Consider the following 16,959-nt stretch of genomic DNA (forward strand, 5'->3'; position numbering starts at 1 on the left):
CTGACGTCAGACCTGACCAGTCGATACAAAATCTCACGTAAAACCCTTTGGTCATGGCAAAGCACAGAAACTATGCCGCGGGGTTTTGCGAAGCCGTTCCCTGCTCCTGATTTTCCTGGTAACCCAAACCGCTGGAAGTCGGAGTCAGTCAAAGAGTGGGAAGGTGTGAAACAGCCAATTAACTGAATGGCTCACCAATGATACTTTCAAGATGGCTCTGCCAAACGTGGAGCCAGTGTTTTTGGTCATCGATGTAGTCGTGCAGATTGTAGTGAGCCATTACACCGACCATCTGATGACCAAGTAGTTTTTCAATCACATGCGGCGGACAGCCAAGTTCTGAAAGGTTTGTCGCGATCGTTCTTCTCATATCATGGAGAGACCAGGGTTCCATTCCCGCAGCAGACCAAATATACCTTGCGTAATTTGAAGCGACTGGCGGATGTACTGGGACGTCCTTGATTTCACCATCCAGTAAGCGCTGTGAGGTGACTAAGTGTTTTGTGTTGATCTTCTCAAGATGATTTTTGACCAACCCCACCGCAGCATCAGAAAGAGCCCTTCTCATGTGCACTCGCGTTTTGTAACTTCCAGCAGGAACTATCCACTCATTTTCATTCAGTCTAAACCACGACCTTTCGCTTAATCGAATTTCTGCCGTTCTACAACCGGTCAGCATAATAAACTTCACAAGAAATACGGACTCTATAGACATGCGATTTTGCAGCCACCGATAAATAGCTACCAGCTCACTGTCATCCAGCCGCCGCGTTCTCTTTTTCGGTTTTTGGCCAACGTCAGTGGGTAGCAATCCCTCGAGCGGATTGGTCGATATTACGCCTCGGTTAATACAGAACCTGAATGAACGTTTGCACAGCGAAAGCATATAGTGGGCCATTACCCTGCTTTCAATCTGATCAAATACATCTATCCAGTGCATTTTTGTCGAGTTATCGACTTTGACGTTCCGCATCGGTTCGGCGATATGTTTGGCGAATACCAGCTGATAATAATCCGTCTTTGTGAGTTGATTCGCGATGCAGTGTTTCTCGATCCAATAATCGAAGGCTTCAGCCACTGTCATAGAACCTTCGCGAGATAATTTTTCCAGCTTCACTTGCTCGCGAGGATCTAAACCTTCAGTTAGCCACGTTCTGAACTGTTGACGCCTTTCCCTTGCCTGAACAATGCTCATTGCTGGATAATCACCGACATTGAGTTTTACAGCTTTACCAGCCCATCTGTATCGATAGAAGAAAGAAACTTTTCCAGCCTGGCTGATCCTTGCGTTGAGTCCGTGAGAATCTGAAATGGTTTCGATATCATCGCGCTTCTTGCCAAGGGCCTTCCTGAGCTTTGTGTCAGTGATCATTGAATGGGTACACATTTGGCTTTTGAGTACGCAAAAGTGTACACAAAACTCGTTGCTCTAAGCCACCCGCAATGTAACACTTGTACTCAAAGTGTGATGATTGGAAGGCCGAAAGGCAGGTAATAGAAGGCTTTAGCGTAACAGAACGTTTTTACGCGGAATTCTTCGAAATAGGCCGAATGACAATACAAAAAAGTATTTTAAAAACAAAACGAAAAGCAGACATTGGGCACCGACAGCGGTGCCCTTTTGAGATCAGATGTTGTGGATCGCAAACAGCAACGAGTTACGTTGATGGTTGAGAATACACTTTCTGATGGTATGGATACGCATATTACGGCGCGATTGTCCTTCAAGCCAACGTGCTTTACGGCGGCTAGCCTGACGCAGCATCCGCCAGCGTCCCACTTCCGTTCTACTACGCTTCATGTTTACTACTCTTTCAGTCACTGAGCGGCCATTATAACGCCACACCGAATGCAGACCAGTGGTTTTCCCGTGTTTTTATTTGCCAGATTAATCCTGATGCGTAAACTCTTAACAATACGCTTTCAAAAGGATTTTTAAATTTATGACAACCTTCTACACCGTGGTGAGTTGGCTGGTCATTCTGGGTTACTGGGTACTCATTGCTGGCGTAACATTACGCATTCTAATGAAACGACGCGCAGTGCCCTCCGCAATGGCCTGGCTTTTGATCATCTATATTCTGCCATTGGTAGGGATCATTGCTTATCTTTCCTTCGGTGAGCTCCACCTGGGTAAACGTCGCGCCGAACGCGCCCGGGCAATGTGGCCGTCAACGGCCAAGTGGCTGAACGATCTTAAAGCCTGTAAGCATATTTTTGCGCAGGAAAACAGCAGCGTCGCGTCATCCTTATTTAAGCTGTGCGAGCGTCGTCAGGGAATCGCTGGCGTTAAAGGGAATCAATTGCAGTTGCTCACCAGTTCAGAGGACGTGATGCAGGCATTGATCCGTGATATTCAACTGGCGCGTCACAACATCGAGATGGTGTTCTACATCTGGCAACCAGGCGGTATGGCCGATCAGGTCGCCGAGTCATTAATGGCTGCCGCAAGGCGTGGAATTCACTGCCGCCTGATGCTGGATTCCGCGGGTAGCGTGGCGTTCTTCCGCAGCCCATGGGCGGCGATGATGCGTAACGCGGGTATCGAGGTTGTTGAAGCGCTGAAAGTAAACCTGATGCGTGTATTTTTACGCCGTATGGACCTGCGTCAGCACCGCAAAATGATCATGATCGATAACTATATTGCTTATACCGGCAGCATGAACATGGTCGATCCGCGTTTCTTCAAACAAGATGCCGGCGTCGGGCAATGGGTGGATTTGATGGCGAGAATGGAAGGCCCGGTAGCCACCGCTATGGGCATTGTCTATTCCTGCGACTGGGAAATTGAGACCGGCAAGCGCATTCTGCCCCCGCCGCCAGACGTCAATATCATGCCATTTGAGCAGGCCAGTGGCCACACCATTCACACAATCGCTTCGGGACCTGGCTTCCCTGAAGATTTGATTCATCAGGCGCTGTTAACCGCGGCTTATTCGGCGCGTGAATATTTAATAATGACCACGCCCTACTTCGTTCCCAGCGACGATCTGCTGCACGCGATCTGTACAGCGGCGCAGCGCGGGGTCGACGTCAGTATTATTCTTCCACGCAAGAATGATTCCCTGCTGGTTGGCTGGGCAAGCCGGGCCTTTTTCACTGAGTTGCTGGCGGCTGGCGTTAAAATCTATCAGTTCGAAGGTGGCTTACTGCACACCAAGAGCGTACTGGTCGATGGCGAGCTGAGCCTGGTCGGTACCGTTAACCTGGATATGCGCAGTCTGTGGCTCAATTTTGAAATCACGCTGGTCATTGATGATGCCGGATTCGGTGGCGATCTCGCGGCAGTACAGGATGATTATATTTCGCGTTCCCGTCTGCTTGATGCCCGTTTGTGGGTAAAACGACCACTCTGGCAGCGGATCGCTGAGCGACTGTTTTACTTCTTTAGTCCGTTGCTGTAAAACGTGCCCATCAGACAGTAAACAGGTAGTCATTATGGATATGGATTTGAACAATCGCCTGACTGAAGACGAAACGCTTGAGCAGGCTTACGATATTTTTCTCGAACTGGCTGCGGACAACCTGGATCCAGCCGACATCATTCTGTTCAATTTACAGTTTGAAGAGCGCGGTGGTGCCGAGTTATTCGACCCGGCAGAAGACTGGCAGGAGCATGTTGATTTTGACCTGAACCCTGACTTCTTTGCCGAAGTGGTGATTGGTCTGGCAGATACAGAAGACGGCGAGATTAACGATATTTTTGCGCGCGTTTTATTATGTCGCGAAAAAGATCACAAACTCTGCCATATTCTCTGGCGCGAGTAACAAACAAAAAAGCTGCTCTCGCAGCTTTTTTCATTTTTATCCCGGCAGTTTACTTCCGCAGCGGTTACAAAACTGCGCACTATGTTCATGCTGCGCCTGCTGACACTGTGGACATCTACGCTGATATCCGCGCTGTTGGAACGCACTGCTCATGTGTGTGGTTATCAATCCGGTCGGTATCGCAATCACAGAGTATCCAATCAGGATAAGCACTGACGCCACCATGCGTCCCAACGGCGTGTGCGGTGTAATGTCACCGTAGCCGACGGTGGTGACCGTAACAATAGCCCAATACACAGACGCATTCAGCGTAGTAAAGCCATATTTGGGCCCTTCTATCAGATACATCATCGCGCCGAAAACAACCATCAGAATGGCAATAAAGGAATAGAACAACATCAGTTGATGACGGGCGCTTTTTAACGCATTCCAGAACACTCGCAGAGAAGGCATAAAACGCAGCAGCTTGAGAATACGCAAGACGCGCAGGACACGCATCGCTCGCCAGGCGAAGACATAGCTCAAACTGATTTCAGGCCATAGCCACATCACGTACAGCGGTAGAATGGTGGCCAGATCGATAATCCCCCAGAAGCTAAACACATATTTAGCGGGATTGGCCCAGCTGCATAAGCGAAGAAAATATTCGAGGGTAAAGACCAGAGTAATAAAGACCTCCAGCCAGACAAAAATGCGCCATTCCTCGAAGGTTAAATGGTATTGCGTCCCGACGCCGGACTCAATGAAGATAACAATAACGCTGAGCAAGGCGAACAGCGCACACATACCTTCAAAGCGACGCCCTGAACGGGTGTTTAAATCGAATAATTTGCGATAGAGCGCGCGGCGGACAGAAGAGACTAAACCTGACACATATACCTCACCAAAAAGAAGGGCTGACCTTTGTCAGCCCTCTGGATTATAGCGGGTCTACTTTCAGGCAGGAAACTGCGTGACGGAAACTTCCTTCGAGAACCGGGCGGGTTTTTGCGCATTCCGGTCCGGCAATCGGGCAGCGCGTACGGAACACGCAGCCGGAAGGAGGATTAATCGGCGACGGTAATTCGCCTTCCAGCAACTGGATAACCTTGTTCCTTTCCTGATCCGGGTCGGGAATCGGCACTGCAGACATCAACGCCTTGGTATAAGGGTGCAGCGGATTATGGTACACCTCATCATAAGTCCCTAATTCCACCGCGTGTCCGAGATACATGACCAGCACGCGATCGGAGATATGTTTCACCACCGCCAGGTCGTGAGCAATGAAGATTAACGATAATCCCATTTCACGCTGGAGCTGTTGTAACAGGTTCACCACCTGGGCCTGAATGGATACGTCCAGCGCCGAAACCGGTTCATCGCAAATAATCAGCTTCGGCTCGAGGATCAGCGCCCGGGCAATACCAATACGCTGACACTGACCGCCGGAAAACTCATGCGGGTAGCGGTTAATCAGATTTGGCAGCAACCCCACCTTCATCATCATCGCCTTCACACGGTCGCGGACTTCCTGACCAGACAGGTTCGGATGATAAGTCCGCAGCGGTTCGGCAATGATTTCACCGATGGTCATGCGCGGATTCAATGATGCCAGCGGATCCTGGAAAATCATCTGAATATCGCTACGCACTTCCCGCCACTCATCGGGTTTCATGCCCAGCAAATCTTTACCCAGCCAGGCGACTTTTCCATCAGTGGCTTTCACCAGGCCAATAATCGCACGGGCAAAAGTCGATTTTCCACAGCCTGATTCGCCGACCACGCCCAGGGTTTCACCTTCATACAGTCGCAGAGTCACGCCATCAACCGCTTTCAGGGTTTTAGACGGCTGCCAGAACCACTGCTTGCCGTCTTTAATGTCGAAATGGACTTTAAGATCGGCAATTTCAAGGAGCACTTTTCGTTGTTCGGTGACCGCATTCATACCAGTTCCTCCACCGGTTTAAAGCAGGCGCGCAGGCGGCCCGGACTAAACTCTTCCAGTGGCGGAGCACTGCTACAGATTTCCATCGCATGCGGGCAACGCGGCTGGAATGGACAGCCTTTTGGTAGACGCAACAGGTTCGGCGGGTTGCCCGGGATAGTCAGCATCTCTTCCCCTTCGGCATCCAGACGAGGTACGGCATTCAGCAAACCAATCGAATACGGATGAACGGGCTTATAAAAGACATCCCGCGCACTGCCATATTCCATGGTACGTCCGGCGTACATCACCAAAACTTTATCGCAAATACCGGCCACTACTCCCAGATCGTGGGTGATCATGATAATCGCAGTGTTGAATTCGCTTTTCAGTTCATTCAGCAGGGTCATGATTTGCGCCTGTACCGTAACATCGAGCGCAGTAGTCGGCTCATCGGCTATCAGTAATTTAGGCCTGCACAACAGTGCCATGGCGATCATTACACGCTGACGCATCCCGCCGGAGAATTCATGCGGATACATTTTCATACGCTTACGCGCTTCCGGCATTTTCACCGCATCCAGCATTCTTACAGATTCTTCAAAGGCTTCCGCTTTGCTCATGCCTTTATGCAGCATGAGAACTTCCATCAACTGCTCGCCGACTCGCATGTACGGATTGAGAGAGGTCATCGGGTCCTGGAAAATCATCGAGATTTGCTCGGCGCGCAGTTTGTTCAACTCTCGTTCCGGTAAATTCAGAATTTCACGTCCGTTGAAGGTTGCGGAACCTCCGATACGGCCATTTGCCGCCAGCAGGCCCATCAGGGCAAAGGCCGTTTGCGATTTCCCTGAACCGGATTCCCCAACAATTCCCAGCGTTTCTCCAGCTCGCAGAGAAAAGTTTAAATCGTTTACCGCGGTCACATCGCCGTCGGGGGTGGCAAACGTCACGCGCAGATCTTTAACGTTCAGCAGTGCGTTAGCCTGTTGTTGCGCGAGCGGCGCGGTTGAGGTTTCAATTACGCTCATGGCTGCACTCCTTAACGGTCTTTCGGGTCGAGGGCATCACGCAGGCCATCGCCAATAAAGTTAAAACAGAACAAAGTGACCACCAGGAATCCTGCCGGGAACAGCAGCAGCCATGGTGAGACTTCCATCGAGTTGGCACCATCACTCAGCAACGCCCCCCAGCTACTTAACGGCTCCTGCGTCCCTAATCCCAAAAAGCTCAGGAAGGATTCAAACAGGATCATGCTGGGCACCAGCAACGAAGCGTACACCACCACCACGCCCAGCACGTTCGGCACAATATGACGGATAACGATGCGCACGGTAGATACCCCACCCACTTGCGCTGCTTCAATAAACTCTTTGCGCTTGAGACTCAGCGTTTGTCCACGCACGATACGCGCCATATCCAGCCAGGATACCATCCCTATAGCGACAAAAATCAGCAGGATATTTTGCCCAAAGAAAGTGACCAGCAGAATCACGAAGAACATGAACGGGAAGGAGTTGAGGATTTCCAGCAGACGCATCATCACGGAGTCGATTTTACCGCCGAGGTAGCCCGACAGAGAACCGTATAGCGTGCCGACAACTACCGCGACCAACGCCGCGGCAATGCCGACCATCAACGAGATGCGACCGCCAATCGCCACACGAACCAGCAGGTCTCGACCTGACGAGTCGGTGCCGAAATAGTGTCCAGATTCCGTATCCGGCGCGCTGGACATCATACCCCAGTCGGTATCGAAGTAGGTAAACTGCGACAGCATCGGCGCCAGCGTCACAAACAGCGCAATAATCACCAGCACGACCAGGCTTGCTACCGCTGCGCGGTTATGCATAAAGCGTCGACGCGCGTCCTGCCACAGACTGCGGCCCTCGACCTCCAGCTTTTCACTGAAATTCTCCAGCGCTTCGCTGTTTTTCTTACTTAACATCATAGCGAGCTCCAGTATCAGTAACGAATTTTCGGGTCGATAACGGCATACAGCACGTCAACAATCGCGTTAAACACGATGGTCAGCGTCCCTACCAGTATGGTGAGGCTCAGGACCAGCGAATAGTCGCGGTTTAACGCGCCATTGACGAACAGTTGGCCAATGCCCGGCAAACCATAGATGGTTTCAATCACCATCGAACCGGTGATAATGCCGACAAATGCTGGTCCCATATAGGACAGCACGGGCAACAGCGCAGGTTTTAACGCATGGCGGAAAATGATCCGCCGCATCGGCAACCCTTTAGCGCGCGCGGTACGAATAAAGTTAGAGTGCAGCACTTCAATCATCGAACCGCGGGTAATACGGGCGATACTGGCGATATAAGCCAGCGACAAGGCCACCATCGGCAGGATCATAAATTTCAACGCCCCGCCGTTCCAGCCGCCTCCGGGCAGCCATTTCAAGGTTATGGCAAATATCATGACCAATAAGGGAGCGACTACGAAACTGGGGATAACCACCCCGGTCATTGCCACCCCCATCACAGTGTAGTCCCAGCGCGTATTCTGTTTCAGCGCGGCTATCACCCCAGCGCTAACGCCAACGAGGACCGCCAGAATAAAGGCCGCAGCTCCCAGCTTCGCAGAAACCGGAAAGCTCGATGCCACAAGGTCGTTTACCGTATAGTCTTTATATTTAAAAGATGGCCCAAAATCGCCATGCGCCAGCTGCTTGAGGTAGCTGAAGTACTGCGTCGAGATAGGATCGTTAAGATGATATTTCGCTTCGATATTAGCCAGTACCTCTGGCGGTAACGCGCGTTCCCCGGTGAATGGACTTCCCGGCGCAAGGCGCATCATAAAGAATGAAATCGTAATAAGTATAAACAGCGTCGGAATCGCTTCCAGACAGCGACGTAATATAAATTTTAACATTGCCCGTACCTTCTGGCGTGTGCCTTTACACCTCTTCTACCCCGACGTTCAGGTAAAGCGGTGTTAATAGTTCGAAGAAAAAAGACACTGTGGGGCAAAATGATTGCCCCACGTCTTGCCATTAATGCTTGATAATATACAAGTCTTTAACGTGGATATTATCCATCGGGTCTTTACCGGAGTATCCGCCAACCCATGGTTTTACCAGGCGGGCGTTAACATAGTAATAAACCGGTACAATCGCAGAATCTTTATCCAGCTGCTGTTCCGCTTTCGAATACAGTTCGCTGCGCTGCGCTTCATCAGTCACTTTCAGCGTATCCGCAATCAGCTTATCAAACGCCGGGCTCTTATAGTGGACGGTGTTGTTGGAGCTGTCAGACAGCACCATATTCAGGAAGGATGTTGGTTCGTTGTAATCCGCACACCAGCCCGCACGCGAAACATCATAGTTACCCTGATGGCGCGTATCGAGGAATGTTTTCCATTCCTGGTTTTCCAGCTTCACGTTGGCGCCCAGATTTTTCTTCCAGATAGATGCCGCAGCGATGGCCAGCTTTTTATGCAGATCTGAGGTGTTATACAGCAGGTCAAAGGTCAACGGTTTTTCAGCGGTATACCCGGCTTCAGCCAGCAGTTTTTTCGCTTCTTCATTGCGTTTTTCCTGAGACCATTTGAACCACTCTGGTTCAACCAGTTTCGCGCCATCGGTGTAAGGAGGGGTAAAGCTATAAGCCGGCAGGTCCCCCTGGTTCTTAACTTTGTTGACGATAATGTCACGATCCAACGCCAGTTTCAGGGCGGTACGAACACGAACATCGTTGAACGGTGCTTTCTGGTTGTTGATTTCGTAATAATAGGTGCACAGATACGGGTCAACGTGAACTTCGTTCGGGATCTCTTTTTTCAGTTTCTGGAATAACTCGATCGGCATGTTGTTATAGGTCATGTCGATTTCGCCACTGCGATAGCGGTTAACGTCAGTCACTTCAGAAGAAATTGGCAGGTAGGTAACCTGGTTAATAACCGTTTTGGCGTTGTCCCAGTAGTTGGTGTTACGCTCAAGTACAATGCGCTCGTTGACCACCCAGTCTTTCAGCTTATAGGCGCCGTTGGTAACGATGTTAGCGGGCTGGGTCCATTTCTCACCGTATTTTTCAACCGCTGCTTTAGGAACCGGAGAAACGGATGAGTGCACAAGCAATTTGTAGAAATAAGGAACCGGCTCGCTCAGGGTGACTTCAAATGTATGATCGTCGAGAGCTTTGACACCGAGATCGGTGATCGGCTTTTTGCCGGCGATAATATCGTCAATATTGACAATGTGACCGTACTGTAAATAACTGGCGTACGGTGACGCGGTATTTGGATTAGCCAGGCGTTGCCAGCTATACACGAAATCTTGCGCGGTAACAGGCGTGCCGTCAGACCATTTAGCGTCTTTACGCAGATGGAATGTCCACACCTTAAAGTCTTTATTTTCCCACTTTTCAGCCACGCCAGGCGATGGTTTGCCATCGACATCGCTGATTAATAAACCTTCAAACAGGTCACGGTTGATATTGGATTCAGGTACACCTTCGATTTTATGTGGATCGAGTGACTGAACTTCCGAACCGTTATTACGCACCAGAGTCTGCTTTTCAGCAAGCTGCACACCTGCTGGCACAACTGCCGCCGTAGCAACATTCCCAGCGATTAGCGCAGTTAGGATCCCCGCAGCTACTAAACTTTTTTTAGTGATGTTAGTCATTGTGTTTGTACTCCCTCATTATTATGGCTGGTTTTTTAACCAGACTGTTAATCCTGTCAGGATCCCTGTACGGCACCGGAGATTTTCTGCCGTCAGGTAGTTTCTTGTTTTACTGCTTGCTATCACCGACTTTATTTATTTCTGGCGATTCGTATGATCGCCTTGCGTCGATTATCTACGTGCCTCCCCTGCCGGAAACACGCTATTACCCTGTTGAGAGAAACTAATTGAAAATGATTCTCATCAACGTGAATTCTTCTGCATAATACCTGGCCGGAAAGTATCAAATGCGTTTCTTAACCGCCAATACATTTTACAAATTTGTTAACCAATTCTCTTTTATTGGAAATAAATCTCACTAAAAAAGTCTTGCGAATGAAAGATCGCGACAACAAAACGATAAAAATCAATATATTGCATCACACGCAGTGTTAACCCCCCAGTCCAGTGTCAACACCACGCCAAAATGCACATAAACTTAACAATTGATTATTAATTAGCACATTCATCTAAAAAAAACGCTGAAATAACTAATAACATTTCGATAATCCTTCAGCAAGCCCCAGAGTATGATGTTAATAAAATAACAGTGACATCGGGATCCCTCTGGTGGCCTACTGAGGGTTATATCCATAAAATCAATGAATAAATTAATGAATAGCCATCAGATTTTTTATATTTCTAAGCTGATTTTCAACTTTAGTGAGAAGTTTTACTAATAACGAAAGGAAACGGAGCCGAAAGAGGCTCCGTTGATGCCGAAGAGGAATATCAGGCAAGCAAACCGGGGAAAATGGACTTGATTCCAGTCACAATGAATTCGATCCCTAAGGCCATTAACAACAACCCCATAATACGCGTAATGACGTTGATACCGGTTTGGCCCAGCAGCCGTACCAGCCACGGTGCCATGCGGAACAGCCCCCAACAGCACAGGGCAAACAACGCAATCGCCACAAAAAAACCAAACAGGTTAATCGCACTGTGATAACGCGTACCCCAAACAATAGTTGAGCTTATCGCCCCTGGCCCCGCCATTAACGGCAATGCCAGCGGCACTACGCCGATACTTTCGCGGATTGCTGTTTCTGATTTTTCCTGTTTGTTTTGCTTATCTTCGCCCAGTTTTCCGCTAATCATCGACATTGCGATAGTCACCACCAGAATGCCGCCGGCAATCCTGAACGAATCTATCGAGATACCGAAGAGCTGCAGAATACCGTCACCAAGGAACAGCGAAGTCCACAGGATGATGGCAACCGACAGGTTTGCCGTAAGGTTGGTTTTATTTCGCGCAGCAGCCGTTTGATAGCTGGTCATACTGATAAAGACTGGGATGATCCCGACCGGGTTAACCAATGCGAATAACCCAATGAAAAACTTAAAATAGACAGGAAAATCAAATAGCGTTTGGATCACGGTTAGCTCCGAAGCGTTAGCCGGATAAAATGAGTCATAAAAATTGATAAAATCCGCGCTGAAGATACGCCTTTTGTCAGCATACTTCACCTTCTATCTGTGTATATCTACGTAAATACACATCCAATACTTAGTGTTATTAATATGTATTAAATATGCTAATGTTAATGACATTCACCCCATCAATTTATTAACACTTACCGATAAACGCTAAAAGGGCCTGCTGAAAGGTGTCAGCTTTGCGAAATTTTGATCCAGATCACGCAATTACTACTCAGAAGTGAGTAATCTTGCTTACGCCACCTGGAGGTAGCGCGTTAGAATTAAGTGGCGCTAGCGTATAAGCTCTTTTAGTAAATCAAGGTAAAGTGGACGTTAATTAACCGTTTGATTTTCAAAACGTTACACAAATTTTCGTCGATCTGTCTATACTCTCGTATCGAGCAGATGATTTACTAAAAAAGTTTAACATTATCAGGAGAGCATTATGGCTGTTACTAATGTCGCTGAACTTAACGCACTTGTAGAGCGCGTAAAAAAAGCCCAGCGTGAATATGCCAGTTTCACTCAAGAACAGGTTGACAAAATCTTCCGTGCCGCCGCTCTGGCTGCCGCAGACGCTCGAATCCCTCTCGCGAAAATGGCCGTTGCCGAATCTGGCATGGGCATCGTCGAAGATAAAGTGATTAAAAACCACTTTGCTTCCGAATACATTTATAACGCATATAAAGACGAAAAAACCTGTGGTGTGCTGGCTGAAGACCACACTTTCGGTACCATTACCATCGCTGAACCGATTGGTATCATCTGCGGTATCGTTCCAACCACTAACCCGACTTCTACTGCAATCTTCAAATCACTGATCAGCCTGAAGACGCGTAACGCAATCATCTTCTCTCCGCATCCGCGTGCTAAAGATGCCACTAACAAAGCTGCTGATATCGTTCTGCAGGCAGCAATTGCTGCTGGCGCACCGAAAGATCTGATCGGCTGGATCGATCAACCTTCCGTAGAACTGTCAAACGCGCTGATGCACCACCCGGACATCAACCTGATCCTTGCGACCGGTGGTCCAGGCATGGTTAAAGCAGCATACAGTTCCGGTAAACCGGCAATCGGTGTAGGCGCAGGTAACACTCCTGTGGTTATCGATGAAACCGCTGATATCAAGCGTGCTGTTGCATCTGTTCTGATGTCTAAAACCTTCGATAACGGCGTAATTTGTGCTTCTGAACAGTCCGTTGTTGTCGTTGACTCTGTATACGACGCAGTACGTGAGCGTTTCGCGACTCATGGCGGCTACATGCTGCAAGGCAAAGAGCTGAAAGCCGTTCAGGACGTTATCCTGAAAAATGGCGCGCTGAACGCGGCTATCGTTGGTCAGCCGGCATACAAAATTGCTGAACTGGCAGGCTTCTCCGTACCAGAAACCACTAAGATTCTGATCGGTGAAGTGACTGTTGTTGACGAAAGTGAACCGTTCGCTCACGAAAAATTGTCTCCGACGCTGGCAATGTACCGTGCGAAAGACTTCGAAGACGCCGTTATTAAAGCTGAAAAACTGGTTGCGATGGGCGGTATCGGTCATACCTCTTGCCTGTACACCGACCAGGACAACCAGCCAGAACGTGTTGCTTACTTCGGTCAGATGATGAAAACCGCACGTATCCTGATTAACACCCCAGCTTCTCAGGGTGGTATCGGTGACCTGTACAACTTTAAACTCGCGCCTTCCCTGACTCTGGGTTGTGGTTCCTGGGGTGGTAACTCCATCTCTGAAAACGTTGGTCCTAAGCACCTGATCAACAAGAAAACCGTTGCTAAGCGAGCTGAAAACATGTTGTGGCACAAACTTCCGAAATCTATCTACTTCCGTCGTGGCTCTCTGCCAATCGCACTGGATGAAGTGATTACCGATGGTCACAAACGTGCGCTGATCGTGACCGACCGCTTCCTGTTTAACAATGGCTATGCTGACCAGATCACCTCCGTGCTGAAAGCTGCTGGCGTTGAAACCGAAGTGTTCTTTGAAGTTGAAGCTGACCCAACTCTGACCGTTGTACGCAAAGGTGCTGAGCTGGCTAACTCCTTTAAACCAGACGTGATCATCGCGCTGGGTGGCGGTTCCCCGATGGACGCCGCGAAAATCATGTGGGTTATGTACGAACACCCAGAAACCCACTTCGAAGAACTGGCACTGCGCTTTATGGACATCCGTAAACGTATCTACAAGTTCCCGAAAATGGGCGTAAAAGCGAAGATGGTTGCCGTCACCACCACTTCCGGTACTGGTTCTGAAGTTACTCCGTTTGCGGTTGTTACTGACGATGCAACTGGTCAGAAATACCCGCTGGCAGACTATGCGCTGACTCCGGATATGGCGATTGTTGACGCCAACCTGGTGATGGATATGCCTAAGTCCCTGTGTGCGTTCGGTGGTCTGGATGCCGTCACTCACGCCCTGGAAGCTTACGTATCCGTGCTGGCTTCTGAGTTCTCCGACGGTCAGGCTCTGCAAGCGCTGAAACTGTTGAAAGAAAACCTGCCAGCGTCCTACCACGAAGGTTCTAAGAACCCGGTAGCGCGTGAGCGTGTACACAGTGCAGCAACCATCGCCGGTATTGCGTTTGCTAACGCCTTCCTGGGTGTATGTCACTCAATGGCGCACAAGCTGGGTTCTCAGTTCCACATTCCTCACGGTCTGGCGAACGCCCTGCTGATCAGCAACGTTATTCGTTATAACGCGAACGACAACCCGACTAAACAGACTGCATTCAGCCAGTACGACCGTCCGCAGGCTCGTCGTCGCTACGCTGAAATCGCAGACCATCTGGGTCTGAGCGCACCGGGCGACCGTACTGCTGCAAAAATCCAGAAACTGCTGGGCTGGCTGGACGAAATCAAAGCTGAACTGGGTATTCCTAAGTCTATCCGTGAAGCTGGCGTTCAGGAAGCTGACTTCCTGGCACACGTGGACAAACTGTCTGAAGATGCGTTTGATGACCAGTGTACTGGTGCTAACCCGCGTTACCCGCTGATTTCTGAACTGAAACAGATCCTGATGGATACCTACTACGGTCGTGAATACAGCGAAGATCAAACCGCCGTTAAGACTGAAGCCGTAGCAGCGCCGAAAGCTGAGAAGAAAGCGAAGAAATCCGCTTAATTCATCCAGATAAGTTTTAGTTTCACCATAAACGGTCCCAAATTGGGGCCGTTTTTTTTGCATCTTACGTTATCAGAATCGAAACATGACCAATTCAGCGACGTTTAAAGGATGGACCTGTAAAAGGATGCTTAGGAGGATGCGAGAATAGCGTCAGGAGAGTGTCTGACAGGGTAGCGAACATTAGCGAATGTCGCAGCCTACCCTGTGCTAATAAGCGCCCAGAAGCGCGTAGAGTTAATCGTGGTTGTGTCGTTCTTGTATCGCCGTCAGAGAGCCCTCAGACTGTGCTTGCTTATAATGTTTACGGCATACCGATACATAGCGTTCGTTCCCGCCAATCACCACCTGTTCGCCCTCGTTATAAGGTCGTCCTGCCTGATCAAGACGCAACACCATGCTGGCCTTACGCCCACAGAAACAAATGGTTTTTAATTCAACCAGTTTATCTGACCATGCCAACAGGTATTCGCTGCCGCCAAATAACTCACCACGAAAATCGGTACGCAAGCCGTAGCACAACACGGGAATATCCAGCTGATCGACAACTTCAGATAATTCATAAACCTGCTGTCGAGTCAGAAACTGCGACTCATCAACCAGTACACAGTGAATTCTTTGCTGCTCATTCTCAGCCCGAATCTCTTCGAACAATGATGAATTTTGGTTAAACAATTTTGCAGGTGACGACAGACCTATACGCGAACTTACTTTTCCAGCACCAAAGCGGTCATCAATTTCCGCTGTATATACCACGGCACGCATCCCACGTTCCTGATAATTGTACGAAGATTGCAGCAATGCAGTCGACTTACCGGCATTCATTGCAGAATAGTAAAAATATAGCTGTGCCATTGACCGTAGGCCCTCACCCGGGGAAATAAATATGGGCAGGATTGTACCATATTTCACGAACGTGTCGGTGTAGCGTTGCCTGCATAGGCGTATAAATAGGCGTTCAGACTCGCTCAGTGTCGCCTAAATAACCGATCCTTTAAGTGACACGGGAGCGTGAGTACACTCCAGCCATGGCCCAGGTAGCCTGAAACTCGATGGGTATATACACACTCTTTCACAAATAGTGCTCATGAAATTTATCCATACCTCTTATCTTCTTACGGCAATAAAGAAACCCTTCCCTTATTGTTATTGAATCTACCCACTGTCGCCATGTATTAGCGAATTCATGTAAGCAAAACTAATACAAAAGGTTGAAATCACTGCAAAGAGATACTATTTGTACACCATAAAATGTGACCTGAATCTTGAATTTTTACTCTCAGCCGCTGAGAAGCCCCCTCACCAATAAGCCTTTTTTATGCCCAACGTCGCGGAGAATTTAAGACAGATGAATTAATTCTGATACTAAATAAAGCGCAATTTTGAATTCCTTACATTCCTGGCTATTGCACAACTGAATTTATCGCTCTATTATTAGCTCAACAAACCACCCCCAATATAAGTTTGAGATTACTACAATGAGCGAAGCACTTAAAATTCTGAACAACATCCGTACTCTTCGTGCGCAGGCAAGAGAATGTACTCTGGAAACGCTTGAAGAAATGCTGGAAAAATTAGAAGTTGTTGTTAGCGAGCGCCGTGAAGAAGAAAGCGCTGCAGCTGCTGAAGTTGAAGAACGTACTCGTAAACTGCAACAATATCGTGAAATGCTGATCGCTGACGGCATTGACCCGAACGAACTGCTGAATAGCATGGCTGCTGTTAAATCTGGCACCAAAGCTAAACGCGCTGCACGTCCGGCTAAATATAGCTATGTTGACGAAAACGGTGAAACTAAAACCTGGACTGGTCAGGGTCGTACACCGGCAGTGATCAAAAAAGCGATGGAAGAACAAGGTAAACAACTGGACGATTTCTTAATCAAAGAATAATTCAGAAATAGTTTGCTTAAAATCCCGCCAGTGGCGGGATTTTTTTTGTGCACAGAAAACCCCCAGCTAGGCTGGGGGTTCCGGAAAGCTTTCAGCTTTGGGCCAGTTATTAAAACCCCTTTTGATTTGTTAAAACACATTGCGGTCTGGCAACTGCAAATGTTTAACAAGA

The 16,959-nt window shown here is 48.7% G+C and carries 14 protein-coding genes; 4 read left to right on the plus strand and 10 right to left on the minus strand.

The features are described 5' to 3' along the window. Positions 1–178: 178 nt before the first annotated feature. Positions 179–1,372 carry a tyrosine-type recombinase/integrase gene (locus BZK42_RS21725; protein ID WP_047418113.1) on the minus strand — a complete coding sequence of 398 codons (1,194 nt, stop codon included), beginning with the start codon at positions 1,370–1,372 and terminating at the stop codon, positions 179–181. A gap of 255 nt (positions 1,373–1,627) precedes the next feature. Next, positions 1,628–1,801: a YciY family protein gene (locus tag BZK42_RS28445; RefSeq protein ID WP_016153268.1), complete on the minus strand. Its 174-nt coding sequence runs from the start codon at positions 1,799–1,801 to the stop codon at positions 1,628–1,630. Between the two features lie 142 nt (positions 1,802–1,943). Here BZK42_RS28445 and cls point away from each other — a divergent pair, with 142 nt between their 5' ends. Together cls and BZK42_RS21735 are read left to right on the plus strand one after the other, a co-directional pair. Further along, positions 1,944–3,404, plus strand: coding sequence for a cardiolipin synthase (gene cls / locus BZK42_RS21730; RefSeq protein WP_016156727.1), 1,461 nt, complete (start codon positions 1,944–1,946; stop codon positions 3,402–3,404). A gap of 34 nt (positions 3,405–3,438) precedes the next feature. Beyond that, on the plus strand, positions 3,439–3,768 hold the full coding sequence (locus BZK42_RS21735) for an HI1450 family dsDNA-mimic protein (protein WP_003020691.1): 330 nt from the start codon (positions 3,439–3,441) through the stop codon (positions 3,766–3,768). Between the two features lie 36 nt (positions 3,769–3,804). Here the strand turns inward: BZK42_RS21735 and BZK42_RS21740 are convergent, their stop codons facing one another. From BZK42_RS21740 to ychE, 7 genes are all read right to left on the minus strand, one after another. Next, positions 3,805–4,641, minus strand: coding sequence for an ion transporter (locus BZK42_RS21740; RefSeq protein WP_016156728.1), 837 nt, complete (start codon positions 4,639–4,641; stop codon positions 3,805–3,807). A 46-nt stretch (positions 4,642–4,687) separates the two neighbouring features. Continuing rightward, positions 4,688–5,692 (minus strand): murein tripeptide/oligopeptide ABC transporter ATP-binding protein OppF, encoded by a 1,005-nt coding sequence (gene oppF, locus BZK42_RS21745; protein ID WP_016156729.1) that lies wholly within the window; start codon positions 5,690–5,692, stop codon positions 4,688–4,690. After that, the gene (gene oppD, locus BZK42_RS21750) at positions 5,689–6,702 is read right to left on the minus strand and encodes a murein tripeptide/oligopeptide ABC transporter ATP-binding protein OppD (RefSeq protein WP_003833364.1); all 1,014 of its coding nucleotides are present in this window, start codon (positions 6,700–6,702) and stop codon (positions 5,689–5,691) included. The genes oppF and oppD overlap by 4 nt, the downstream gene beginning before the upstream one ends. Positions 6,703–6,713: 11 nt before the next feature. Continuing rightward, complete coding sequence (gene oppC / locus BZK42_RS21755) at positions 6,714–7,622, minus strand: oligopeptide ABC transporter permease OppC (RefSeq protein ID WP_003020701.1); 909 nt, start codon at positions 7,620–7,622, stop codon at positions 6,714–6,716. A gap of 14 nt (positions 7,623–7,636) precedes the next feature. Then, positions 7,637–8,557 (minus strand): oligopeptide ABC transporter permease OppB, encoded by a 921-nt coding sequence (gene oppB / locus BZK42_RS21760; RefSeq protein WP_003020708.1) that lies wholly within the window; start codon positions 8,555–8,557, stop codon positions 7,637–7,639. 121 nt (positions 8,558–8,678) lie between these two features. After that, positions 8,679–10,310, minus strand: a complete 1,632-nt coding sequence (gene oppA, locus BZK42_RS21765; protein ID WP_016153271.1) for an oligopeptide ABC transporter substrate-binding protein OppA — start codon at positions 10,308–10,310, stop codon at positions 8,679–8,681. A gap of 771 nt (positions 10,311–11,081) precedes the next feature. Further along, on the minus strand, positions 11,082–11,729 hold the full coding sequence (ychE, locus tag BZK42_RS21775) for an NAAT family transporter YchE (RefSeq protein WP_003020714.1): 648 nt from the start codon (positions 11,727–11,729) through the stop codon (positions 11,082–11,084). Positions 11,730–12,216: 487 nt separating this feature from the next. On the opposite strand from ychE, the gene adhE reads away from it, so the two are divergent. Beyond that, complete coding sequence (adhE, locus tag BZK42_RS21780) at positions 12,217–14,895, plus strand: bifunctional acetaldehyde-CoA/alcohol dehydrogenase (protein ID WP_016153272.1); 2,679 nt, start codon at positions 12,217–12,219, stop codon at positions 14,893–14,895. A gap of 237 nt (positions 14,896–15,132) precedes the next feature. Here the strand turns inward: adhE and tdk are convergent, their stop codons facing one another. Continuing rightward, positions 15,133–15,750 carry a thymidine kinase gene (gene tdk / locus BZK42_RS21785; RefSeq protein ID WP_019076935.1) on the minus strand — a complete coding sequence of 206 codons (618 nt, stop codon included), beginning with the start codon at positions 15,748–15,750 and terminating at the stop codon, positions 15,133–15,135. 623 nt (positions 15,751–16,373) lie between these two features. Between tdk and hns the strand changes: the two genes are divergently transcribed. After that, positions 16,374–16,787 (plus strand): histone-like nucleoid-structuring protein H-NS, encoded by a 414-nt coding sequence (gene hns / locus BZK42_RS21790; protein WP_003020723.1) that lies wholly within the window; start codon positions 16,374–16,376, stop codon positions 16,785–16,787. Positions 16,788–16,959: the final 172 nt, after the last annotated feature.

Origin of the sequence: Citrobacter braakii (genome assembly GCF_002075345.1) — a bacterium.
Taxonomy (GTDB): domain Bacteria; phylum Pseudomonadota; class Gammaproteobacteria; order Enterobacterales; family Enterobacteriaceae; genus Citrobacter; species Citrobacter braakii.